Source organism: Nesterenkonia sedimenti (assembly GCF_012641515.1).
GTDB lineage: Bacteria > Actinomycetota > Actinomycetes > Actinomycetales > Micrococcaceae > Nesterenkonia > Nesterenkonia sedimenti.
Map to the genome: position 1 here is coordinate 26,996 of NZ_JABAHY010000015.1, position 21,533 is coordinate 48,528.

25 protein-coding genes are annotated in these 21,533 nt (G+C 63.8%); 10 read left to right on the top strand and 15 right to left on the bottom strand.

Features of this window, described 5'->3' with window-relative positions; all coding sequences use genetic code 11:
• Positions 1-4 precede the first annotated feature (4 nt).
• Positions 5-511, bottom strand: coding sequence for an FHA domain-containing protein FhaB/FipA (locus HGQ17_RS12535; protein WP_168888292.1), 507 nt, complete (start codon positions 509-511; stop codon positions 5-7).
• Position 512: 1 nt separating this feature from the next.
• Positions 513-1,235 carry an FhaA domain-containing protein gene (locus HGQ17_RS12540; RefSeq protein WP_168888293.1) on the bottom strand — a complete coding sequence of 241 codons (723 nt, stop codon included), beginning with the start codon at positions 1,233-1,235 and terminating at the stop codon, positions 513-515.
• A 208-nt stretch (positions 1,236-1,443) separates the two neighbouring features.
• Here HGQ17_RS12540 and HGQ17_RS12545 point away from each other — a divergent pair, with 208 nt between their 5' ends.
• Positions 1,444-1,986 (top strand): YceI family protein, encoded by a 543-nt coding sequence (locus tag HGQ17_RS12545; protein WP_168888294.1) that lies wholly within the window; start codon positions 1,444-1,446, stop codon positions 1,984-1,986.
• Between the two features lie 107 nt (positions 1,987-2,093).
• Here the strand turns inward: HGQ17_RS12545 and HGQ17_RS15405 are convergent, their stop codons facing one another.
• Together HGQ17_RS15405 and HGQ17_RS15410 are read right to left on the bottom strand one after the other, a co-directional pair.
• Positions 2,094-2,180, bottom strand: a complete 87-nt coding sequence (locus tag HGQ17_RS15405; protein ID WP_324615285.1) for a hypothetical protein — start codon at positions 2,178-2,180, stop codon at positions 2,094-2,096.
• A 149-nt stretch (positions 2,181-2,329) separates the two neighbouring features.
• A complete protein-coding gene (locus HGQ17_RS15410) occupies positions 2,330-2,545 on the bottom strand; it encodes a hypothetical protein (protein WP_324615284.1) in 216 nt (71 codons plus the stop codon).
• A 50-nt stretch (positions 2,546-2,595) separates the two neighbouring features.
• Here HGQ17_RS15410 and HGQ17_RS15935 point away from each other — a divergent pair, with 50 nt between their 5' ends.
• A complete protein-coding gene (locus HGQ17_RS15935; RefSeq protein WP_168888295.1) occupies positions 2,596-2,763 on the top strand; it encodes a NaeI family type II restriction endonuclease in 168 nt (55 codons plus the stop codon).
• Positions 2,705-3,151, top strand: a complete 447-nt coding sequence (locus tag HGQ17_RS12560) for a NaeI family type II restriction endonuclease (protein ID WP_168888296.1) — start codon at positions 2,705-2,707, stop codon at positions 3,149-3,151. The genes HGQ17_RS15935 and HGQ17_RS12560 overlap by 59 nt, the downstream gene beginning before the upstream one ends.
• Here the strand turns inward: HGQ17_RS12560 and HGQ17_RS12565 are convergent.
• Positions 3,089-3,238: a DNA cytosine methyltransferase gene (locus HGQ17_RS12565; RefSeq protein WP_229503554.1), complete on the bottom strand. Its 150-nt coding sequence runs from the start codon at positions 3,236-3,238 to the stop codon at positions 3,089-3,091. The two genes, HGQ17_RS12560 and HGQ17_RS12565, sit on opposite strands and share 63 nt — an antisense overlap.
• 179 nt (positions 3,239-3,417) lie before the next feature.
• Here HGQ17_RS12565 and HGQ17_RS12570 point away from each other — a divergent pair, with 179 nt between their 5' ends.
• The 6 genes from HGQ17_RS12570 to HGQ17_RS15755 all read left to right on the top strand — a co-directional run bounded on the left by HGQ17_RS12570 (position 3,418) and on the right by HGQ17_RS15755 (position 11,844).
• Positions 3,418-3,933: a GNAT family N-acetyltransferase gene (locus HGQ17_RS12570; RefSeq protein WP_168888297.1), complete on the top strand. Its 516-nt coding sequence runs from the start codon at positions 3,418-3,420 to the stop codon at positions 3,931-3,933.
• A 3-nt stretch (positions 3,934-3,936) separates the two neighbouring features.
• Entirely contained in the window at positions 3,937-4,896 is a 960-nt protein-coding gene (mutM, locus tag HGQ17_RS12575) for a bifunctional DNA-formamidopyrimidine glycosylase/DNA-(apurinic or apyrimidinic site) lyase (protein ID WP_168888298.1), read from the top strand.
• Positions 4,897-4,957: 61 nt separating this feature from the next.
• Positions 4,958-6,445 carry a DUF3375 domain-containing protein gene (locus HGQ17_RS12580; RefSeq protein ID WP_168888299.1) on the top strand — a complete coding sequence of 496 codons (1,488 nt, stop codon included), beginning with the start codon at positions 4,958-4,960 and terminating at the stop codon, positions 6,443-6,445.
• The gene (locus HGQ17_RS12585) at positions 6,442-7,209 is read left to right on the top strand and encodes a DUF4194 domain-containing protein (RefSeq protein WP_168888300.1); all 768 of its coding nucleotides are present in this window, start codon (positions 6,442-6,444) and stop codon (positions 7,207-7,209) included. The genes HGQ17_RS12580 and HGQ17_RS12585 overlap by 4 nt, the downstream gene beginning before the upstream one ends.
• Complete coding sequence (locus HGQ17_RS12590; RefSeq protein WP_168888301.1) at positions 7,202-10,657, top strand: ATP-binding protein; 3,456 nt, start codon at positions 7,202-7,204, stop codon at positions 10,655-10,657. Before HGQ17_RS12585 ends, HGQ17_RS12590 begins: the two co-directional genes overlap by 8 nt.
• A complete protein-coding gene (locus HGQ17_RS15755; RefSeq protein WP_168888302.1) occupies positions 10,654-11,844 on the top strand; it encodes a Wadjet anti-phage system protein JetD domain-containing protein in 1,191 nt (396 codons plus the stop codon). Before HGQ17_RS12590 ends, HGQ17_RS15755 begins: the two co-directional genes overlap by 4 nt.
• A gap of 94 nt (positions 11,845-11,938) precedes the next feature.
• Here the strand turns inward: HGQ17_RS15755 and HGQ17_RS12600 are convergent, their stop codons facing one another.
• The 10 genes from HGQ17_RS12600 to HGQ17_RS12645 all read right to left on the bottom strand — a co-directional run bounded on the left by HGQ17_RS12600 (position 11,939) and on the right by HGQ17_RS12645 (position 20,226).
• Positions 11,939-12,265 (bottom strand): type II toxin-antitoxin system RelE/ParE family toxin, encoded by a 327-nt coding sequence (locus HGQ17_RS12600; RefSeq protein WP_168888303.1) that lies wholly within the window; start codon positions 12,263-12,265, stop codon positions 11,939-11,941.
• Positions 12,262-12,558, bottom strand: a complete 297-nt coding sequence (locus HGQ17_RS12605) for a hypothetical protein (protein ID WP_168888304.1) — start codon at positions 12,556-12,558, stop codon at positions 12,262-12,264. The genes HGQ17_RS12600 and HGQ17_RS12605 overlap by 4 nt, the downstream gene beginning before the upstream one ends.
• 153 nt (positions 12,559-12,711) lie before the next feature.
• A complete protein-coding gene (locus tag HGQ17_RS12610; protein ID WP_168888305.1) occupies positions 12,712-13,248 on the bottom strand; it encodes a Na+/H+ antiporter subunit E in 537 nt (178 codons plus the stop codon).
• Positions 13,248-15,116 carry a proton-conducting transporter transmembrane domain-containing protein gene (locus HGQ17_RS12615; protein ID WP_211090656.1) on the bottom strand — a complete coding sequence of 623 codons (1,869 nt, stop codon included), beginning with the start codon at positions 15,114-15,116 and terminating at the stop codon, positions 13,248-13,250. The genes HGQ17_RS12610 and HGQ17_RS12615 overlap by 1 nt, the downstream gene beginning before the upstream one ends.
• Positions 15,116-16,636 (bottom strand): complex I subunit 5 family protein, encoded by a 1,521-nt coding sequence (locus HGQ17_RS12620; RefSeq protein WP_168888306.1) that lies wholly within the window; start codon positions 16,634-16,636, stop codon positions 15,116-15,118. The genes HGQ17_RS12615 and HGQ17_RS12620 overlap by 1 nt, the downstream gene beginning before the upstream one ends.
• Entirely contained in the window at positions 16,630-18,177 is a 1,548-nt protein-coding gene (locus tag HGQ17_RS12625; protein WP_168888307.1) for a complex I subunit 5 family protein, read from the bottom strand. Before HGQ17_RS12625 ends, HGQ17_RS12620 begins: the two co-directional genes overlap by 7 nt.
• Positions 18,170-18,559: an NADH-quinone oxidoreductase subunit K gene (locus HGQ17_RS12630; RefSeq protein WP_168888308.1), complete on the bottom strand. Its 390-nt coding sequence runs from the start codon at positions 18,557-18,559 to the stop codon at positions 18,170-18,172. Before HGQ17_RS12630 ends, HGQ17_RS12625 begins: the two co-directional genes overlap by 8 nt.
• Positions 18,559-19,497 carry an MnhB domain-containing protein gene (locus HGQ17_RS15760; protein WP_168888309.1) on the bottom strand — a complete coding sequence of 313 codons (939 nt, stop codon included), beginning with the start codon at positions 19,495-19,497 and terminating at the stop codon, positions 18,559-18,561. Before HGQ17_RS15760 ends, HGQ17_RS12630 begins: the two co-directional genes overlap by 1 nt.
• Positions 19,494-19,868 (bottom strand): cation:proton antiporter, encoded by a 375-nt coding sequence (locus HGQ17_RS12640; RefSeq protein WP_168888310.1) that lies wholly within the window; start codon positions 19,866-19,868, stop codon positions 19,494-19,496. Before HGQ17_RS12640 ends, HGQ17_RS15760 begins: the two co-directional genes overlap by 4 nt.
• Positions 19,869-19,884: 16 nt before the next feature.
• Entirely contained in the window at positions 19,885-20,226 is a 342-nt protein-coding gene (locus HGQ17_RS12645; RefSeq protein ID WP_168888311.1) for a hypothetical protein, read from the bottom strand.
• A gap of 254 nt (positions 20,227-20,480) precedes the next feature.
• On the opposite strand from HGQ17_RS12645, the gene HGQ17_RS12650 reads away from it, so the two are divergent.
• Positions 20,481-21,461: a carbohydrate ABC transporter permease gene (locus HGQ17_RS12650; RefSeq protein WP_168888312.1), complete on the top strand. Its 981-nt coding sequence runs from the start codon at positions 20,481-20,483 to the stop codon at positions 21,459-21,461.
• The last annotated feature ends 72 nt before the right edge of the window (positions 21,462-21,533 follow it).

The following is a 21,533-nucleotide window of genomic DNA, read 5'->3' on the forward strand; positions in this document are numbered from 1 at the left end:
GGTTTCAGGTCCTCAGTTCCAAGACGGTTTTACCGATGCGGATCCGGTCTCCGGGCTCCACAGTGGAGGCCCGGGTGAGCTGTTCCTCGCCCAGGAAGGTGCCATTGGTGGAGCCGAGGTCCTCCAGGAACCACCGCGAGCCCTGGGGGAAGAGCCGGGCGTGCTTACCGGAGGCGTAGTCGTCCTCGAGCACTACAGTGCATTCCTGGGCGCGGCCGAGCATGATCGGGGCCGAGCCCAGCTCCACCTCGGTGCCCACCAGGGGTCCTTCGGAGACCACCAGGCGGCGTGGCCGGGGGCGCTGGGTCTGCCCGGAATGGTGGACAGTGGCTGGGGTGCCGCCAGCCTCGGCCGGTGCCGGCTGGGGTGCGGCCTGCTGGGCTGAGGCTCGGGTCCTCGACCGTTTGGAGACCATCATGTCGCGGCCCTGGGCGGCGATGATGGACAGGATCAGGATCCAGAGCAGCAGGAGCAGGCCGAACTGCAGAACAGTGATCGCGAGTTCACTCACGTCAGCCCAGCCTAAATCGCATCCGGGCGTTTCCCATGGTGATCACGGCGCCGTCGTGCAATGCGGTCTCCGCACTGCGCAGTTCCTGGCCGTCCACATAGGAGCCGTTGGTGGAGCCGAGATCCCGGGCGATCCAGCCGGAGGAGCGCATCGACAGCTCCAGATGCTGACGCGAGATACCGGTATCGGAGATGGTGATATCCGCGGTGGAGGACCGGCCGACAACAGTGGTGGATCCATCCAGGGGGTAGGTATTGCCCTGGTATTCCAGGGAGGCGGTGGCCGAGCGGGCCGGGGCGGCCGGGGCCTGACGGCGGGGCCGGGATGGTGCCGCCGCAGGGGCCTTGGGGTCGGTGCCGCGGTCGGTCTGAGTCTCGATGCTCATCTGACCGCGTTTGAGCTCAGTATTCTTCACGAATGTGGTCTTGACCGGGCCGAGCAGGGTGTAGCCCTGGGACTCGGCGTGGCGGATGATCTCTTCACAGAGCTCCTCGGCCAGGGCCGTGCCGTATTTCTTGGCCTCGCCGAAGTCCAGTTCGCTGAGTCGGATTTTGTACAGATTCGGCACCAGCGCCGCGCCATTGGCGGCGGTGGAGGATTCCCGGTCCATATGACGGCGTACCGCAGTGGCGATCTCCACGGGGCCTACGCTCCCTCCGCGTCCGGAGAAGGCGCCGCGGACAGCTTTCTCGATACCGCGTTCTAAATTGTCCAGCAGTCCCACAGGCACCTCCTCATAGGGGTCTGGGTCTAGGCAGTCTTGGGCAGAGTCTACTGTCCCACCATTGGTATATCGCGGCAAACCTTCGGCCAAGGGCTGAATCCGACCAGAAGGTGAACATTGAGTAAAATTCTGCAAATTTGAAATAAATCTGGGCTAGGCTGGGTTGCTGTAGGAACCAACCACTCTTGTTGTAAGAAGGAGAACCCCCATGGCAATCACTCTGACCCCCGGCACCTGGACCCTGGATGCAGCCCACTCCGAGATTGGCCTCAGCGTCCGGCACGCAGGCATCTCCAAGGTGCGGGCCATCTTCGAAGAGTCCACCGGCACCTTGAAGGTCACCGACTCCGGCGCCTTCGATGTCAACGCCGTCGTCCGCGCCGATTCCTTCAACTCCAAGAACGGCGACCGCGACGCCCACGTCAAGGGCGAGGACTTCCTGGACGCCGAGAACCACCCCGAGCTGACCTTCGTAGCCACCGGCGTGCAGCCCACCGGCGAGACCTTCGACCTCACCGGCGAACTGACCATCCGCGGGGTCTCCAAGACCGTGACCTTCGAGGTGGAGTTCGGCGGCCAGGCCGTTGACCCCTTCGGCGCCACCCGCGCCGGCTTCTCCGCTGAGACCACTATCTCCCGCAAGGAGTTCGGCCTGACCTGGAACGCAGCCCTCGAGGCCGGCGGTGTGCTGGTCTCCGACAAGGTGAAGATCGAGCTCGACGTCGCCTTCGTCCTGCAGCAGGACAGCTAAGCCAGACCCCAGCGGTTTAGTCCAGACCCCCGCTAGCTGCTGGTCGCCCACAAGCGGCCTGTAGCAGCGGGGGTTTGGCGTTCTGGGACCTCACGCGTTAGAACGGGTCATTCGGCCGCTTGCCCCTGTCTGAGGGTGAGTTCGATGAGGTCGACCACAGTCTCCACGTCCTCGTGCTCCCAAAACCGGAGCACGGTCCAGCCGGCTGTTTCTAGAAGCTGATCAGTGTCCCTGTCACGCCGGACGTTGATCTCGATTTTCTGCTGCCAATACTCAGGGTTGGTCTTCGGCGGAACATAGTGAATAGGGCAGCCGTGCCAGAAACACCCGTCTATCTGGATTGTTATCTTTCGCCGGGAAAGGCGATATCCACTGTTCTTCGCCGGTCATTGGCCAGGGGACGGTAAGCCACGCGGTACCTCCAGCCGCGTTTATGTAGTGCCCGTCGAATCCGGAGTTCTGGTTTCGTATCCTGGGAACGGATCGCCTGCATATTTCGCCGCCTCTGGGGGGGGGGGGTAGATGCCCAGGAATCCGGGGTTGGCTGCGGTAAGTTCATTGCTATCCAGACTATGGGTTGAAAACAGACGGTTGTGGGGGAGGCCGGAGATGGTGCCGCCGGAATATGATGAGGATCTTGCGCTGGCCGAGGTTGAGGCTGAATTGCGCAGGTTGGACCCACAGGGACTCAGGTGGGCCAAAGTCCTTCGACAGACCTATGACGAAGCCTATAAGGGTGAGATATACGGGCGGNAAAGTCCTTCGACAGACCTATGACGAAGCCTATAAGGGTGAGATATACGGGCGGTATAAGTGGGAAGATCTTATGAAGACCGAGAAGACCCACTTTGGCTCGATGTTCGAGATCAACGCACAGCGTGAGTTCGAGTTCGAAAGTGGTGAGGCGACAGACTTTACGATCGCCGGGCACGAAGTGGATGCAAAGTGGAGTCAGTCGGATGGCGGTTGGATGCTTCCGCCGGAAGTTTTCGACAAAATCGCATTAGTGGCAACTGGTAGTGATGCTGAAGCCGAATGGTCACTGGGGCTGGTCAGGGTCAGTCAGAAGAATCGGCGCGTAAAGGCTAACAGGGACCGAAAGTCACAGCTCACCCCCTTTTTCCTGGAGAGTCGCTGCGGCGTCTTTGTCGATTTCAACCGCTAGGGCATGGTCAAACCCAGCGGATTCCAGTCCATAGGACTGTCCACCTGCACCGGCGCAGATCTCGAGTGTTGCAAGCTGACCTGCCATTGCTCTCCTTGGAAATGGTTCGGAACTGGTCTTCAGGATACTCTTTCAGGTTCCCCGGACATGACTAGCAACCCGGGCCGCTGGTGATGGCATTACCCACAAACGGATTGCAGGGCATTGTCCATAGTGGGGCCGGGCTTACGGTGGCCGGCAGGCACCGGCCGGATAAAGTAACTCTTATGAGTGGGGGATACACAGTCCGGCATCCAAAGCTTGATGAAGCTCCGGCCATCGCAGAAGTCCACGTGAAATCCTGGCAGCAGGCCTATACCGGGATCCTGCCCGAGCAGTTCTGGAATGACCAGGCCCTGCAGCGCCGTACCGACTCCTGGCGGGAAATGCTGGCCGATCAGGCCCACCGGGCCCGGACCCGGGTGACCGAGGTGGCTGGGGAAATCGTCGGCATCGCCCAAATTGGTCCACCCCGTGAGGAGGACCTCGAGGTCGACCACGAGCTATACCTGCTCTACCTCCTGGAGGATCACCACGGCAGCGGGGCGGCCTCAGAGATGCTCACCGAACTGCTCAACGATAAATCCGCAGCCCTCTGGGTCTTCAAGGACAACCCCCGGGCGCAGGCCTTCTACCGCAAACACGGCTTCGAAGCCGATGGTCTCGAGAAGGACCTCGGTGAGGATGAAGGGGCAGATGCCCTGCGCGGGATTATCGAAATGCGCATGGTCCGCGGGGTCTAAGCCGTGCCTGAACTGCCCGAGGTGGAGGTGGTCCGCCGCGGCGTGGACCAATGGGCCGCCGGCAGGCGCATCCAATCAGTAGTGGTCCATGATGACCGCAGCCTCCGCCGGTTCACCGAAGGCCCCGAAGTCTTTGCCCAACAACTGACCGATAAGGTCCTGGGCCAATCAGAACGCCGCGGGAAATTCCTCTGGATCCCTCTGCAGGACCAACCGCAGGACTCCGATCCCGCTGAGCTGGCCCTGGTCATCCACCTCGGCATGAGCGGGCAGGTTCTGATGGAGAACGATGACGCCCCGGCGGAGAAACACCTCAAAGTCACCCTGAACCTCGAGGACAGAACCACCCCCGAACAGCCACCTGAGCCGCTGCCGAATCAGCTGCGTTTCATCGACCAGCGAATCTTCGGCGGCATGCAGCTCTCACCACTGATGCCCGATGCTGCAGCCACCGGCCATCAGGAGACAGAACTTCCGGAAGCCGGCCGGCTGATCCCCGAGGTGGCCATTCATATTGCCCCTGACCCCCTGGAACCGGTTGTCACCTCCGAATGGTTCTTCCAGACCCTCAGGCGTCGTCGTACTGGGCTCAAGCGCGCGCTACTGGATCAGACCGTGATCTCTGGAGTGGGCAATATCTATGCTGATGAAGCGCTGTGGCTGGCTGGAATGCACTACGCCCGGCGCAGTGAGACCATCACCCGAAGCCAAGCCGGCCGGCTCCTTCAGGGGCTGCGGGAGGTCATGGAGGCTGCGCTGGCAGCCGGGGGAACCAGCTTCGACTCCCTCTACGTCAACGTCAACGGAGCCTCCGGCTACTTCGAACGCTCCCTGGAGGTCTACGGCCGATCCGGTGAAGCCTGCCGCCGCTGCCAGCAGCCCATCCGCCGGGAGAAATTCATGAACCGCTCAAGCTATTTCTGCCCGCGCTGCCAGCCCCGCCCCCGCAACGGCCGCTGGTAAAGGGACAATGGGCGACCGGATCGGGGCCCATGGTGTCTCTGAGACGGACTAGGCTGGGCGGATGGCAGTAGTCCGGGGAGCGCTGGGAGCGCGCAAACTCATCAGCGACAACCCCGCTCTCGCCCTGCTGCGCCAGCAGAATGCGCCGGTGGCTGTGGCGATCCTCGGCGAGCACCTGGCGGGGGAGCGTAGAGAACTGCCCGCCTCGGAATTATTTGAGGCGGTAGAGGCGGACCTGACTGAGCTGCGGGACACCGGGCAGTTTGACCTGCCGCAGACTGCCGTTCAATATGTGCGGGCCTGGCTGAGTGCGGGGTTCCTGATTCGCCGCGCAGGAGCCTCACGGGAGGAGCTCTACGCTCTCACCGAAGGGGCGTTATCCGCCATCCGGTTCATTCAGGAGCTGACATCGCCCCGCACGACGGTCACGGAGTCACGGTTGAGCACCATCGTGGAGCGGGTTCACCGACTTACCGTAGACACTGATCCCGACACCACCCGCAGGATTGAGGCCCTGCGCGCGGAGCGGGAAAAGATCGATACACAGATTGCACGCCTTCAGGCCGGCGAGGATGACACGCTCCCCGAGGAGAGTGCCGTCGAGCGCGCCATCGATGCGCTGGCGCTGGCTGCAGAGCTGCCGGAGGACTTCGCCCGGCTGCGCACCCAGCTGGAGGAGATAAACCGGAGGCTGCGCGCCCAGCTGATCGAAGACCCCGAATCCCGCGGCACTGTACTGGACGACATCTTCGCGGGGGTCGACGTGCTCGCCCAGTCCGAGGCCGGAAAATCCTTCAGCGCCTTCTACTCCCTGGTGCTGGACCCCGAACGCACCGCCGCACTGGAGGACGACATCGACCAGCTGCTGGCCCGGCCCTTCGCACGGCGCCTGACCCCTGGGCAGCGCTACAGCCTGCGTCGGCTGCTGCCGGCCATGCAGGACTCCTCCGCAGAGATTTACCAGGTGATGACCTCGTTCTCGCGCAGTTTGCGCCGGTTCGTCCAGTCCGAGGAGCTGGCCGAGGACCGCAGGGTCAACGACCTCATCCGCCAGGCGCTCACGGAGGCAAACGGGGTCTTCGCTGCCGGGACACCACCCTTCCGGAAGATGAGAGTCCAGCTGAACCTTACCTCCGTGCCGGTGACGAACCTGTCCGGCATGAGGCTGCACAACCCCTCCGACTCTGCCTCCGCAGAGGACGTTCAGACCGTCGAGGCGCCCGAGGCTGACCTCGCCGCACTGCAGCAGCAGGTCCGTGAAGCCGAAATCGACCGGGAAGAGCTGGTCGCCAAGGTCAACGCTGTCCTGGTAGAGCATGGCGCCTCCACCATCGGCGAAGTCCTGCGGCACTACCCGGCTACCCAAGGTGCTGCCTCCGTGGTCGGGCTGCTGGTCCTGGCCGAGGAGCAGGCCACTCGCACCGAGGCCGGGCGCACCGAGACCGTCACCTGGGAGCCGGTGAACCTGACAGAAAACGACGACGCCGGGCAACCAGCCCTTCGCACCGGCACCATCCCCCTCTACCTATTCGAGAGGACCGTTGTATGACTGAAGCTGCCAATGAGACCCTAGAGGGCGGCGTCGTACCCGAAACCGAGAACCCGGAAAGCACGGCCGCCAAGCTGTGGGACCGTGACGCCGGAACCCTACGTGAACCCTCCCGCCGCGCCCTGGCGGCGCTGATCAAGGGCCCCTATGTCTCCGCCGAGAAGCAGCCGCAGAACTGGCGGGCCCTGCTGGGCGATGTCGCCGAGATCCGCTCCCGGCTGGCTGACATCTTCCTGGACCTGGTGATCGACGACGAACGCGGCGTGGCGTTTGTGCGCAACGCAGAGACCTACTCTGGGGACGCTCCGCAGGTGGTGCGCACTGCTCCGCTGACCCTGATGGACACCGCCATGCTGCTGCACCTGCGCCGCGAACTGGTCTCCAGCTCCGGGGGCGGGCGGGTGATCGTGGGCAAGGAGGAGGTCTATGAATACCTTAAGGCCTATCGCGCCCAGTACTCCACCGACGACGTCGGCTTTGCCAATCGCATCGACGCATCCTGGACCAAGATGGACAAGTACGGGATCCTGCTGCGCACCGCGACTTCTGCTGCTGATGGGCGTTTCGAGATCTCCCCAGTACTGCGGCTGATCTTCGGTCCCGAGGAAATCGAAGCGGTGCGGACGGAGTATGCCGTCATGCGCGGTCAGGCGCCGGACGGACAGGATCTCAGGGGCCCGGGTCAGAATGAAGACAACGTCGCCGCCGCGGCGGCCGACGATGAGCATGATGAAGAGTTTCAGGAGGTGAGCCAGGATGAGTGACGGGCAGCTGCTGGCCGGCCAGTGGAGGCTGGAGCGGATCGAGCTGGTCAACTGGGGCACTTTCCACGGTCACCACGTGATCGAGGTGCCGCGCAAGGGATTCCTGCTCACCGGGCATTCCGGGTCGGGGAAGTCCTCGGTGGTTGACGCGATCACCGCCGTGCTGACCCCGCGGATGCGGGCCTCCTTCAACGCCGCAGCCGCCGACGGCAGCAGCGGAGGGGCGGACCGCACAGTGCTGACATATGTGCGCGGAGCCTATAGCCGGGGGGCGGACGCTGACTCCGGGGAGATCACCACCCAGTACCTCAGACCCCCGCTGGACACTGCAGGGAAGGAGAAGGGCGGCACCTGGTCCGGAATCCTGCTGGGCTATGGCAACGGGGCGGGAAAACTGACCCATCTGGTGAAGCTCTTCCACGCCAAGCGCGGAGCTTCGGTGCCGGCTGATGTTTCCGAGCTACACATGATCGCCGAGGCCCCGGTCAGCCTGATGGATCTGCAGCCCTATGCCCGCGATGGGCTGAAGGAGCGCGAGCTGAAGAAGCACTACCCAGCTGCGTTCGTGCACAAGCAGCACAAACGCTTCACCGCCCGCTTCACCCGCGACCTGGGCATCGTCGGGGAACGCGCCACCCTGCTGCTGCACCGCACCCAGGCGGCGAAGAACCTCGGCTCCCTGGACGACTTGTTCCGTGACTTCATGCTCGACGAACCGGAGACATTCGCCCTGGCCGACCGGGCGGTGGAGCAGTTCGGTGAGCTGTCTGAGGCGCACGAGGCAGTGGTGCGCGCCCGTCGGCAGATCGAACACCTGGAGCCCCTGGAGCAGGTCAGCACCACCTACGACGACGCCGTGACGGCGGAACGGCAGACCGTGGCCTTGGCAGATGCGCTGGAGGACTTCACCCGTGGGTGGAAGCGGCAGCTGCTGCAGGATGCCGAAGCCAAAGCCGTGCTGGCGGTGGATGAGGCCCAGACGCAGGTGGACCAGGCTGCTGCGGACCAGAAGATAGCCGATGCGCGTCAGCGGCAGGCTCAGGCTGCGGTGGAGCAGCGCGGCGGAGCCCGGCTGGAGTCCTTGGAAGAGACTATCCGTACCCGCGGCGAGGCCGTTGAGGCCGCCCAGTCGCAGTTGGCGCTGCTGAAGGAACGGCTGTCCGCCGCGGAGTTGCCGGTGCCCGCATCCGCCGCCGAGCTGGCTGAGTTGAAACGCACTGCTGGGCGGGAGCTGGCCGTCACCGGTGAGGCCGAGTCCTCACAGCGGGAGGCCGCGCAGGAGGTGATGGGCCGCAAAGCCGAGGCGCAGAAGACACTGGCCGAGATCGACCGCGAACTGGCGGCGATGAAGCGCTCACGGTCCAATGTGGGCGAACGTCTCATGGCGGCCCGCACCCTGATTGCCCAGGCGGCAGGTTTGCCGGAGAAGACGCTGCCCTTCGCCGCCGAACTGCTGAAAGTCCGTGATGAGCATGCCGAATGGACCGGCGCCATTGAGCGTGTCCTGCGGCCGCTGGCCACTGTCATGCTGGTGCCGGCCGCCCATGAGTTCGCAGTCAGTGCCGCTGTAGAGGCACACCACCTGGGCGCCCGGCTGCGGTTCGAGACGATTCCCGTGGAGTCGTCGGCTCCGGTGAAACCCGAGTCGGCAGAATCCCTGGTGTACCGGGTCGAGGTGGGGGAGGCGCCGTCCTCGGTTCAGAGCTGGTTGCGGTATGAGCTCGCCCGGCGCTTCGACTACCGGTGCGTGGAGAACCCGCAGCAGCTGGCGGAGACTGACCGCGGTGTGACCCGGGCCGGTCAGGTGAAACGCGGGCCCCGCTCCTTCGAGAAGGATGACACCTCCCGGGTGGACGACCGGCGGACCTGGGTCCTCGGGTTCAACAACGATGCCAAGGTGGAGCACTACCTCCAGCTGCGCCGGACCGCTGAGGCCAAGATCGCCCAGCTGGATGAGGAGCTCGGCACCCTGATCCGCGCCGAGCAGACCCACCGCCGACGGCTCACCGCACTGGAAGAGGTGCTGCGGGTCGAATGGTCCGCAGTGGATGTCACCGCCCGGAAGAAGGCACTGGCCGCCGCAGAGTCTGACCGGGCGACGCTCCTGGCCGGAGACGGGGACCTCCGTAAGGCTCAGACGCAGCTTGCCGAGGCCGAACAAGCACTGCAGAAGGCCCAGGAACACTGGCAGCAGACCTCCCAGAAACTGGCGACAGCCACCAGCGAGCGGCAGCGGCTGCAGGCAGCCATTGCCGAGCTGGAGGGTGAGCAGATTGCAGAGGTGCCCGAGACTGTGGCTGAGGCGCTGCGCGCGGAGTTCGCCGAGCATCGCACCCAGCGCACCGTGACCCACAACAGCATCGAGACCGATGCCCGGCGGGTCGCCAACGCTCTGAACACACGGATCCGCGCAGCCGCAGAGGCACAGAGCGCCGCCGCTCAGCGGATCACCGAGATTACGGTGAACTTCCGCAACGACTGGCCTGCTGCTGCCGGTGACCTCGGGGAGGGGGTCGAGGCCCGATCCGGCTATCAGGAGCTGCTGGGTACCCTGCGCGCCGACCGGCTGCCGGACTTTGAGGCAAGGTTTCTGCAGATGCTTAAGGAGCAGTCTCAGCAGAACGTGGGTCTGCTGGCTGAGCGGATCCGCAGCGCCCCGCGGGAGATCCGCCGCCGGGTGGACCCGATCAACGAGTCGCTGCTGCGCAGTCAGTTTGCCCCTGACCGCTACCTGCAGATCCAGGTGCAGGAGGCCCGCCCGGCCACGGTCCGGGAGTTCCTGGCGGACCTGAACACGATCACCAGCGGTGCCCTGGCTATGGAGGAGTCGGCTCAAGAGGCTGAGCGGCGCTTTGCGGTGCTGAAGAAGGTGATGCGGGCTCTGGGCTCCTCCGAGGCTGCTGACCGCACGTGGCGCTTACACTGCCTGGACACTCGCCGGCATGTGAAGTTCCTAGGATTGGAGCAGGACAGCCGCGGCGAGGTGTTGGACTACTACGACTCCGGACGCGGCCGCTCCGGGGGCCAGAAGCAGAAACTGGTGGTCTTCTGCTTGGCCGCGGCGCTGCGGTATCAGCTGACCCGCGAGACCGAGGACCTCCCCAGCTATGGCTCAATCGTGATGGATGAGGCCTTCGACAAGGCTGATGCGCGGTTCACCCGGATGGCCCTGGACATTTTCGCCGAGTTCGGATTCCACATGATCCTGGCCACCCCGCTGAAGATGCTGCAGGTGCTGGAGAACTACGTCGGCGGCATAGCCCTGGTCACCAGCCAGGACGGCCATCACTCCTACTCCTCTCCGGTGGCCTTCGACGATCAGCGGCTGGCTGCCGGCAGAGCAGAGGACGAGCACGCTAGCTCTTCAGATGCCGGGAAGTTGGGGAGCAACGGAGTCGGCACGGCGGAGAGGACAGTGGACGACACCCTCTTTGAGGTGGAGCCGTGATCACACCTGCAGAGGCGCAGGAGCGCGTGACCCGGCTGTACGAGCGGAAGATGCCCGAATGGGCGGTTCTGGGTGCAGCGGAGCCGGTGGTGGACATTCCGCTGCACCCGCCCACCCAGGAGAAAGTGCTAGCAGATACCAAAGGCGCGGCCGATTGGATTGCCAGCTGGCGCGCAGCAGAACGAAGCCTCGGTGAGGGTGGTCGTTTGGTTTGGGAGTCGAAGCAGTGGGCCAACGCTGGTACCCAGCGGATGCCGTCGCGGCTGGTGCTGGCTGACCCCTACGACGTCGCGGTCTTCATCACCCGGAAAGGTCATTGGCAGGCGGCTGAGTCGCGGACAGCGGAGCTGCGCGTGCTGCTGGAGTCCCACCAGGCAGGCACCGGTTTGGCACCGGTGGAGCAGATCTCGGATGTGCTGCGCCGCCGGATCAAGAAGATCGCCGATCTGGGCCAGCCGAACTACGTCCGCGTACGGGAGGCTCTGGAGTGGCTGCTGAGGAACCCTCAGCCTGGTATCTACCCGCGCCAGATGCCCATCCGGGGGGTGGACTCCAAATGGTTGGAGAAGCACTCATCATTGGTGGAACCGCTGTACGCCGCTGCCGCCGCTACGGCATCGCTGGGTCTGCTTCAGCCGCCCGGGCTGATCCGGCTCCGGTTCCTGGGCCCGGAGCTGGCGCCGGGCGGTTTGTGTGACCTGGCCGCCCCGGCAGCGGAGCTGAGCCGACTGGACCTGGTGCCTGTTGGCGTCGTCGTAGTTGAGAACCTGCAGACACTTCTAGCTCTGCCGGAGATCCCTGGAACGGTGGCCATCCATAGCGCCGGTTATGCAGCTCGGAAGCTGGGAGGCATTGCGTGGTTGGCCCAGGCCCCAGTGCTCTATTGGGGCGATCTGGACGTGGACGGATTCCAGATCCTCTCTCTGGTGCGTGCCCAACTGCCACAGACGCATTCGGTGATGATGGACAGAAGCACGCTGACTGCGCACCAGGATCTGGGCGGTCCTGACCGCAAGGATGCGCCGCGCACGCTGCCGGAACATCTCACTGGTGTCGAGCGGGACGGTTTCGCCGCACTGGAGCAGCTGGGCGGCCTGCGCCTGGAGCAGGAGCGGATCCCCTGGGGGTACGCCCTCGAACACCTCGACCATGGTCTCGCGGCTCTGCCCAAACCCGATATGCGGTGAGCCGCCTTTCCCCTGTTCTCACCACACACCTTCAACCCCAATACTGACTGGGCCCGGGTGCGCAACGTCTGGCTCTGAAACTCCTTGGTTCGAGCTATTGGCCAAACTGGCGGCGGAGTTTACTCCTCCAGTTTTGCCGGCTGGAGTAGAAGGCCACAATGTGTACTGCCTCGGCCACAGCTTCAAACACAACGACAATCTTCTTCTCATGCTGGAAGTAGTGGTAGCCAGGGCGAACATCAGCAAGGCTTGGCCTGCTTTCGGGGAACATGGTCAGGTTCTCGACACTGGCCAGTAGTCGGGTGATATACCTGTTCGCAAGCGCGGGATCCTGGGCAAGATCTTCGATGTAGTCCCAGATCTCATCCAGATCCTCATATGCCTCCGGAGCAATGACGATCCGGTATTCTGCCGGGCTCACGCTGCCTGATGTTCCCGCTCTCGCTTGCGCCGCTTCTGTGCAAACCGACTGCGCACTTCCTCGATACTGAGTCCGCGGGAGGGGTCTGACTTGAGTCGCTCGCCAGCCGGAATCGCCACCTCATTGAGGAAGTGGAGGAACTCTGCGGAACGCACAATCTGGTCTGTATCAGCGAAAGCATCCAGAATGCTCAGGTTGACTGCCTCATCCGGGGAGCTGAACTGTCCATCAGCGATCGCCTGGTCCAATGCCTGGGCAGCCTCATCACTGAGCGTCACAGTAATTTGGCGCATGCCGGGTCTCCTTCCGAATGATCTTCTCACTAGTCTACGCTCCCTGGACAGGATCACCCATGCTCAAGTCATCACTCGATCCTTGCTAGTTGATCCCCTCCCAGGAACCTGGCCAGTTGTCCAAGCCTGCGTATGTATCTGGATGGCAGCTCTTCAGGCGAAGGCCCGGGCGACCCGGTGCTGCAATTGCTGCCACTGATCAGCCGGGTCCAATTCGGCGGCCAGAGTATGCAGTTCCACCTGTTCGGGTACGCAGGTGGGCCCTTGGCCGGTGGTCTGCGCGGTGGCGCCGGAGGAGTCGAGAGTTCGCTGAATCATGGAGCCGGGCATCAGATTCATCATCACCATCGCCAACTGCCGGGCATTGCCCTCAGGCAGCCGGATCTCCGCGGTGATCACCGCCGGTTCAATCTGCACCGGGCGGCGCAACGATCGCACCGCCACATCCACACCGCCGAGCACTGACTGCCAACCGAACCAGACCATAAGGCGCAGTGAGAACCACATCCGCCGGGGCCACCTGCCCACCCGCACAGGCCCCACCGGAGGCATCACCCAGAGGCTGATTGCGGTGGCTACCACCACCGAGACCGCACCATAGACGGCGTACTCCACCCAGGAGCCGGAGAAGAAAACCCACAACAGGCTCAGCACGGCTGCGCGCAGCAGCACTGCCACCACATACTTCATCACCACACACCTCCCCAGATGGTCACCACTACGGCAATGGCCACCAGAACCAGCACCACCAGCCCTGAGCCCTCCCAGCTTTTCAGCACCGACTCCGTGCGTATAGTCCCCTGCTGACCGGCATCGGTCAGCTGGGAAGCCCTGCGCGCCGAGGCCGACTGCAATCTCGCCGAGCTGGCATGCACCGCATCCAGTCCCCAGGAGGTGCCACGCCAGCTCCGAGCAGCCAGGGACTCCTCAGCTACCAGAAGATCCCCGGGCTGCAGAAGGCTCCGTTGAGCCCAGGGTTCGGTCCGCCAACGAAGCACCACCGCTGCTAAGCCCACCAATAGGCCCAAGAGGATCGGCCAGAGGGCATCCCACAGCGCAGAGGGGCTCCAACTGATCTCACCGGTTTCCGGAACCCACTGCTGGGCAAGCCAGTACTGCCCAATCAGCCAGGGCACCAGGATCCCAGCCAGACAGACACCCAACCAGGAGAACAGCGGCCCGGCGTGGGTCAACCAACCGGCCACACCCTCCTGGGCACCCGCCCTCGCCGAGGCTTCAGTCTCACGGTTCTGCTGCCAGATCAGGAACCCGAACCGCAGCAGCAATAAGGTCGAACCGGTGGCCACCAGCGGCAGAATCTGATCCAGACCGATGCCGAGCACAGTGATCTCCTCCACCGCAGTCTTGGAGACATACTTCCCATAGGCCCCCGAGGTCAGCGGTGCACCTGCCACGGCCAGGGCCGCACCGGCCATACCGATCAGCACCAGCCAGCCGGTGAAACCGGTCCCATAGTGTTTGACCACCGGAACACCGAGGAATAACGCCCCTTTGGCCAGTCCGTGGTGGACCGCGTAAAGCACCGCTGCCGCTGCGGTCAGCCCCGCTAACGCAGGCACCATCATCCCCACTGCCACCAGCGCAGAGATGAACCCCATCTGCGAGATCGTCGAATAGGCCAGCACCACTTTGGGGTCCTGCTGAACCACACCCAGTACGACGGCGGCGAAGGCACCTAACAGGGCCAGGGCCAGCAGAACCCCGCCGGCAGTGGCCACCACCTCGGCATCCCACAACCCAGCCTCACTGGCCCCAGTGTTCCCCCCGGCCTCAGGGAGGAACCGCAGCCAGCCGATCAGACCGGCTTTGACCATCGCCCCGGAGAGCACCGCTGAGGCCGCCGGGGGAGCAGCCGGATGAGCCACCGGCAACCAGACATGCAGCGGAACGGTACCGGCCTTGACCCCGAAACCGATCAGCAGCAGGGCGGTAACCAGACCCGTGGGTGCAGAACCGGTGACCCCACCGGCCTCGGCGGTGACCAAGAGAATGAAGCCGGCCAGGATCGCAGTCTCTGAGATCACCGACATAATCAGATAAATCCGGGTGGCCCGGCGTGCAGCCTCAGTCCGGTAATGAATCACCAGCCCCGCAGCAGAGAAACTCATCACGGTAAACGCCAGATAGAAACTCAGGGCATCCGCGGCCAGATAGGTGCCGATATTGCCGGTGAAACACACCAACAGGAAAGCACTCAGCGCCCCTGAACCACGTTCGGCATCTCTTGCCTTGACCCAGCTGATGGCGGTCAGTGCCGCCCCATAGAGCAGCACAGCAATCAGGGTCAGCGCCCGGGCCGGGGCATCCATCATCAACCCAGTGCCGAAGAGCAACCAGGGCAGATCCAGCTGGGCCTCATCAAAGATGACAGTCAGCAAGGCCGCAGGCAGAACTGCCAGCGGGGAGGCCATAGCTGTCATGCGGCGGATCCGATGGGCCCGGACCTTATTCACAGTGCCGGCCAGAGCGATTACTGCCACCGCCACCAAGGGCATCAGAAGACTCAGACCCAAGAGGATAGCTTCAGTGCCCATCATCAGCTGAACACCCCTTCAGCGATGAAGCGCGCGATCTCCAAAGGCGCGAAGGTCAACGATGCCGCAACGCCCACACCCACAGTGATCACCGCAGTGCATACCGCCGGTACCAGCAGCATGGCCGGTTCCCTGACCTTCGTGCCGCCAGCGGCGTCGTCGTCGGTTTCTGGATCCGGTGTCTCACCGAACCAGATCAGCCAGACCACAGGAAGGAAATACGCCGCATTCAACAAGGAGGAGACCACCAGCACCGCCAGCACCCAGGGATGCGGAGACTCCAGGGCGCCCAGGCCCAACTGCCATTTGGAGATGAATCCGGCCGTCGGAGGCAGTCCAATCATCCCGAAGGCACCGATAGTGAAAGCCACCGAGGTCCAGGGCATCCGCCGGCCAGCGCCGCGCAGTTCAGAGATCTTATGGGCGCCCATCGCCTCAGCGAACAACCCAGCGCAGAAGAACAGGGTGATCTTCATAATGCCCTGATGGACCAGATGCACCACCCCACCGGCGGTGGCCGCCATCGAGAACATCGTCACCCCCAGGACCACGTAACTGACCTGGGAGACGGTGGAGAAGGCCAGGCGCTTTTTGATCTCGCTCTGACGCAGCGCCTGATAGGAGCCATAGATCACCGTGAAACTGGCGATGACCAGCAGCGGGGTCAATACCCCCAGTTCCCAGGCGACCTCAATCCCGTAGACATCATCGACCACCCGGACAATGCCGAAGACACCGGCTTTCACCACCGCCACTGCATGCAGCAGGGCCGAAACCGGGGCAGGAGCCACCATCGCCGCCGGCAACCAGGAATGCAGGGGCACCAGGGCGGACTTCACGCCCAGCCCACCGATCAGCAGCACAAAGATCAGCGCTGCGAGACCGGGGCTGGTCGCTGCCAGCTCGGCGACATCGGCAGCGCCACCCTCGGCGAAGTCCACCGGACCGGCCTCCATGGTCAACCAGACCACACCGATCAGCACCGCCACACCACCACCGAGGGCATAACGCATATACAGCTTCGCTGCCTGCAGAGACTTCTCATCACCCCAATGAGCCACCAGGGGATAGGTCACCAGGGTCAGCAGCTCATAGAAGACCAAGAAGGTGATGAGGTTCCCCGAGAAACTCAACCCCACTGTGGCTGCCACACAGAGACTGAAGAACCCGAAGAACCGGCTCCGGTTCGGTTTACCCTTCAGATAACCGATCGCGTAGATCGTGGTCAGCAGCCACAGCAGAGCTGAAAGCCCCGCGAAGAACAGAGCCAGCGGGTCCACTCTCAGCACCAGCGGGATAGCCTCCCCATCACCGGTGGGCAGGAAAGGAATACTGAACTCGGGGCGGGCGCCTTCGGCCACAACCACCGGGACTAACAGCATGACCAGGACCACCTTGGTCACTGCCCCGGCAATATTGACCGTGCTGCGCAGCCTCGCCGCCTGCTCCGGCAGGGGGAAGATCACCACCGCCACGGACACCGAGAGCAGCACCAGAATCAGCGGCAGGAGATCATTCACCATAGGCCGACCCCCAGCAGGTCATAGATCCAGGAGCCGAGGAAACCTGTGCCGATAGTGGCCACACCCAGGAGCAGAATCAGCAGTTCCCCGGCCCCCTCTGCCCGGGTTTTCGAACCGGCAGCCGCCGGTGCCGTCTCATCCCCGGTATCGGGAAGCTGGTGATCCGACTCCTGCGGGGCTTGTAAGAGCAGAGGCGCGATCCCGCGCAGCAGATAGCCAGCGGCCAAAAGCGTACCGGCGGCGATGACGACGACGACCCACCACTGCTGAGCCCCCACCGCGGCGGTGGCCAACTGCCACTTACCGGCGAAACCAAGCGAAACCGGCAGTCCGATCAGCCCCACCGCGCAGGCGCCCATGGCCAGGATCAACGCCGGATACTGGGCACCGGCGCCGCGCAGCCGGGCGATCTCATCAGTGCCGAAGCGCAGTTTGAGATACCCCGCGGCTGCAAAGAGACCACCCTTAGCGACCATATGGCCCACCGCCAGGGCAACTATCGCACTATAGGCACCCGGGGCGGCCCCGGCGTCGTCGTGCTCTGTCACCAGCAGCGGGAAGGCCAGGAACCAATACCCGATCTGGGCGATAGTCGAATAGGCCACCAGTGGTTTCAGCCGGTCCTGGCGCAGCGCCAAAACTGAACCCACCAGCACCGCAATCGCGCCGAGGGCACCCAGCAGCCAGGCCAACCAGATAGCCTCGGCCACCAGCGGAACAGCCCAGAGCCAGACTCGCAGCAGGATCACCAAACCGGCTTTGATCACCAGTCCAGACAGAATCGGAGAGACTACCGCCGGAGCAGCTGAATGTGCCGGAACCAGCCACCGATGCATCGGCACCAGGGCGATCTTCATGCCCAGGCCCACCGTCATAAGGCTCAGCGCCAGAAGCCCAGCAGTGGGATCCTCCACCTCCTCCAGTACCGCCCGGGCCTGGGCAATATCCAGCGTCCCGGTCACCGCGGCCAACAGACCCACACCAGTGAGGAACAGCAGCGAACCCAAAACCGCGATGAACAGATACCGCAGGGCCGGGTCCCAGGACTTCCGGCCCCCCAAGGCCACCAGGGCCACCGCTGTCAGACCCACCAGCTCCAGGCCCACATAGAGGTTGAAAAGATCCCCGGAGACATAGACCCCGTTCAGCCCCGCCCAGCAGCCCAGCCACAGTGGCCAGAACCCCGGATGGCCCGGCCGCCACCCTGAGGGAGTCAGATGTTCCCCGGTAGCTGCCGGCACCAGGGCGGCGAAAACGGTCAGCACCACGGCAATGAGGGCGGTGCCAGCCAGGAAGACTGCCGCCAGACCGTCACCGCGCAGGGTAATCCCCAGGGGCGCGGTGAACCCACCCAGCACCAACTCCGGGGCGTCTCCGTCGGCCACTGTTGCCACTACCGGCACAGTGAACCCGGCAGTCACCACTGCGGTCACCACACCAAGAACCCGGCGGGCAGTATGGCCGATCAGCATGACCACCGCTGCTGCCAGTAACGGCAACAGCACCAGGGCTCCGAGGCTGAACTCCACCAGCTCAGTCATCGCGGTCCCTTTCGCCGGCTGTGCTGGGAGATTCCTCCCCGGAATCCGAGCCTTCGGTGTCCTTGGCTCCTTCAATACGACGGATCAGCACCGCACCCAGCCCGGTGAAGGCCACCGCGATTACCAGACCAGTGATCACCAGCGCCTGCAGTACAGCATCCGGACCCGCAGCCCCGGTTTCGGCCGCTTGGGCCCCGGTCTCATCTGAGGAACGGGCAGCCAGAGCCACCAGCATCAGCAGCACCCCGAGGCCGGTGACATCCAGGGCCACCAGCCGGGCCACCAGATCCCGGACCAGCAGCAGACGCACCATGCCGAACATCAGCACTGCCGTGCTGATCACCAAGTACCAGGTGATCGCATCGAATCCCAGCTCCAGCATCAGCGCACCCCCTCGGGGTTCTCCAGGGTCAGAAACAGCATGTAGAGACCGGCGGCGATCCCGGTGGTCAGCAGAACCTCAACTGTCAGCACTGCCGCGAAGGCCCAATCCGGATCCCAGGAGAGCCAGGGCAGCCCCAGCATCGGCCCCACCAGCCCGGCCAGAATGAAAACCACGACGCCGACCACCAGGGCAGGGCGCAGCAGATAGGTACTGAGTCCGCGCAGGTCGATATGAGAGGTGCGCATCAGAATCAGGGCGGCGGCCAATACCGCCCCGGACTGGAAGGCCCCGCCGGAGTCGCGGGAACCGGCGAAGAGCAGCCACAGCCCCAGAAGCACCAGTGCCGGCACCAGAAGGCGGGTTGCCCAGGGCAGGGCGAGGGGCACCGGCGGCATGGGGGCAGCAGCCTGATGCAGATTCGTGCTGGACAGGGCCATCACCGCTGCGGCGGTCAGCATCAGAATCGCTGATTCCAGCAGTGTGTCGTAGGCGCGGAAGGCCAGCAGGACCCCGGTGATCCCGTGCTCTACCCCAGTATCGGGAAGCTGCTCCTCAACCGGTCCACCCCAGGCCGGCAGCCGGTCCTCCACCCGCAGCCACACCGCAGCGGTGACCACAGTCAGCACCGCCCCACAGACCACGCCCACCGCCGGCCGCAGCCAGGGCAGACGAGGGCTGGGCTCCATGCCACCGGCACCAGGCGGTTCGGGACTGCGCACAGCCAACCACACCATCAGCCCGGAGAGCAGCCCGGTGCCGATACCTGCCTCAGCCAGAGCGACATCCAAAGAATCCAGGCGAAGCCAAACCATCGTGACCAACACGCCCAGGGCCAAGAACCCCATAGTCACCACCAGACGGGACCGGGGTACCAGGCTGAGACCTGCCACCAGCAGCACTGCAGCGCCCAGGGCAAGATCCACCGGAGAGATCACGGCTGATCCCCCTCCCGCGGCGTCGTCGTACTCTCCTGGTTCTTCTGCTCCTCCCCGGGGTCCACCGAATGCACCGGTTCGCGCTCGCTGGCGTGGTCAGCCTCCAGTCCCGCGATCACATGGGCGGAGACCGAAGCTCCGGCCAAGGCGAAGATCCAGCACAGCAGCATCAGTCCGGCAATCGCCCAGTCACCCAGCCATAGGGCGGCACCGGCCAGCACCAGGCCCAGCCCCAGATTGTCGGCCTTGGTGAGGGCATGCAGCCGGGAGCGCACATCCGGGAACCGGATCAGCCCGAGGGTCCCGACGGTGAAGAAGAAGGTTCCGGCCAGGATCAGCAGGGCAGCCAAAATATCGGCGACGAGACTCATGGTCGACCACCTGCACTCATGGGTTATCACTCCTGGGTGCGGTTGAACCGGTGGAGTCGTGGCCTTCGGCGGCATCCTGGCGGGTCCGAGCGCCAGCAGCAGCACGTACGGCAGCGGTCAGTGCCGCGGTACCGGTGAGGATGAGGGCCCCATCTAAGAGCCGGAAGGGAGAGTTGAGGTTTTCATCGAGGATGTCCTCTAGGACGATCAGCAGCGCGATCATGCCTGCCCCGGTGGTACCGGTCAGCAGAACAACCAGCAGCCAGTTCTCATGGAAGCCCCGCCGCACAAAAGCCACCAGTGCGGCCACGAAATTTGCCAAGAGGGCGACCAGGACTATGGCAAGAATGATCGCCATTACCTGATCCACAAGCATCCTTCCTGGTCAGCGCCACGAACAACGATACTGCTCCCCGCTTAGGGACAACTTTTCGAACATCCTGGACATTCCCTCAAGGCCAACTGAGATCAGCGGTTACTATGGACTAGACCGTTCCAGGTGTGTGCGGGTGATCACACTCATACTTCACCCGCAGTTCACCTGGGGTACACCTAAGAGTCGACCAGAGGGCTGACCATAGCGTAGATGCCACCACCTGAGGGGGAAACTGCTTGACGACTGTCGAATCGCCGCCGGATAGCGCGCCATCTGAGTCCGCGCAGCGTTCCACTCCAACTGAAGCCGAACTGGCGGCCGCCCGCAAACGGGCCCGCCGTCGGGCCAGCTCCAAGAACTGGGCGCTCTTCCTGCTTTTCGCCGGTCCCAATATCCTGCTGATCCTGGCGTTCATCTACTACCCGCTGATCAGCAATATGTACTACTCCACCTTGGACTGGCGGCTGGGATCCCCCACTGCCGATCCGGTGGGCATGTCCAACTACATCCGGTTCTTCACCTCACCCTCCGGTCTCGAGGTCTGGCGGGTCACCGCGATCTTCACCGCCGGGGCCGTCATCGGCTCTATGGTCCTGGGTCTGCTGATCGCCCTGGTGCTGAATAAGAAGATCCCCGGCCGCACCGCCGCCCGCACTGCAGTCTTCAGCCCCTATGTACTCTCCGGAGTCGGGGTGGCCCTGGTCTGGATGTTCATCTTCGACCCCCAGCGCGGTGCCCTGGCCCATATTCTGGCTGCCTTCGGCATCGACTCTCCGGCCTGGTTCCTCGACGGCGACTGGAACCTGGTGATGGTCATCATCGTCTATGTCTGGAAGAACCTCGGTTACTGCGCGGTGGTCTTCCTGGCGGGTCTGCAGTCGATTCCCAAAGACCTCCTGGAGGCGGCCACTATTGACCGGGCCGGTGCCGTACGCCGGTTCTTCTCCATTGTGCTGCCGCTGCTGACCCCCACCGTATTCTTCCTATTGGTCACCAACATCATCTTCTCGATGACCAACGCCTTCGACATTCTGCGGGTGATGACCCCCTCCGGTAACGGCACCAATACCATCATCTTCGAGATCTATCTGCAGGCCTTTGGGCAGTACAACCGGGCTGGCTACTCTGCGGCCATCGCAGTGGTGCTGTTCTTCACCCTGTTCATCATCACCGCCGTCCAACTGCGGTTCGTGGAGAGGAAGGTGCATTACCAGTGAGTTCCAGCACTGATAACCGTTACCCCACCCGCAGCCGTCCGGTGGAGCCCAAACCGGAGTCCCACACCCGGA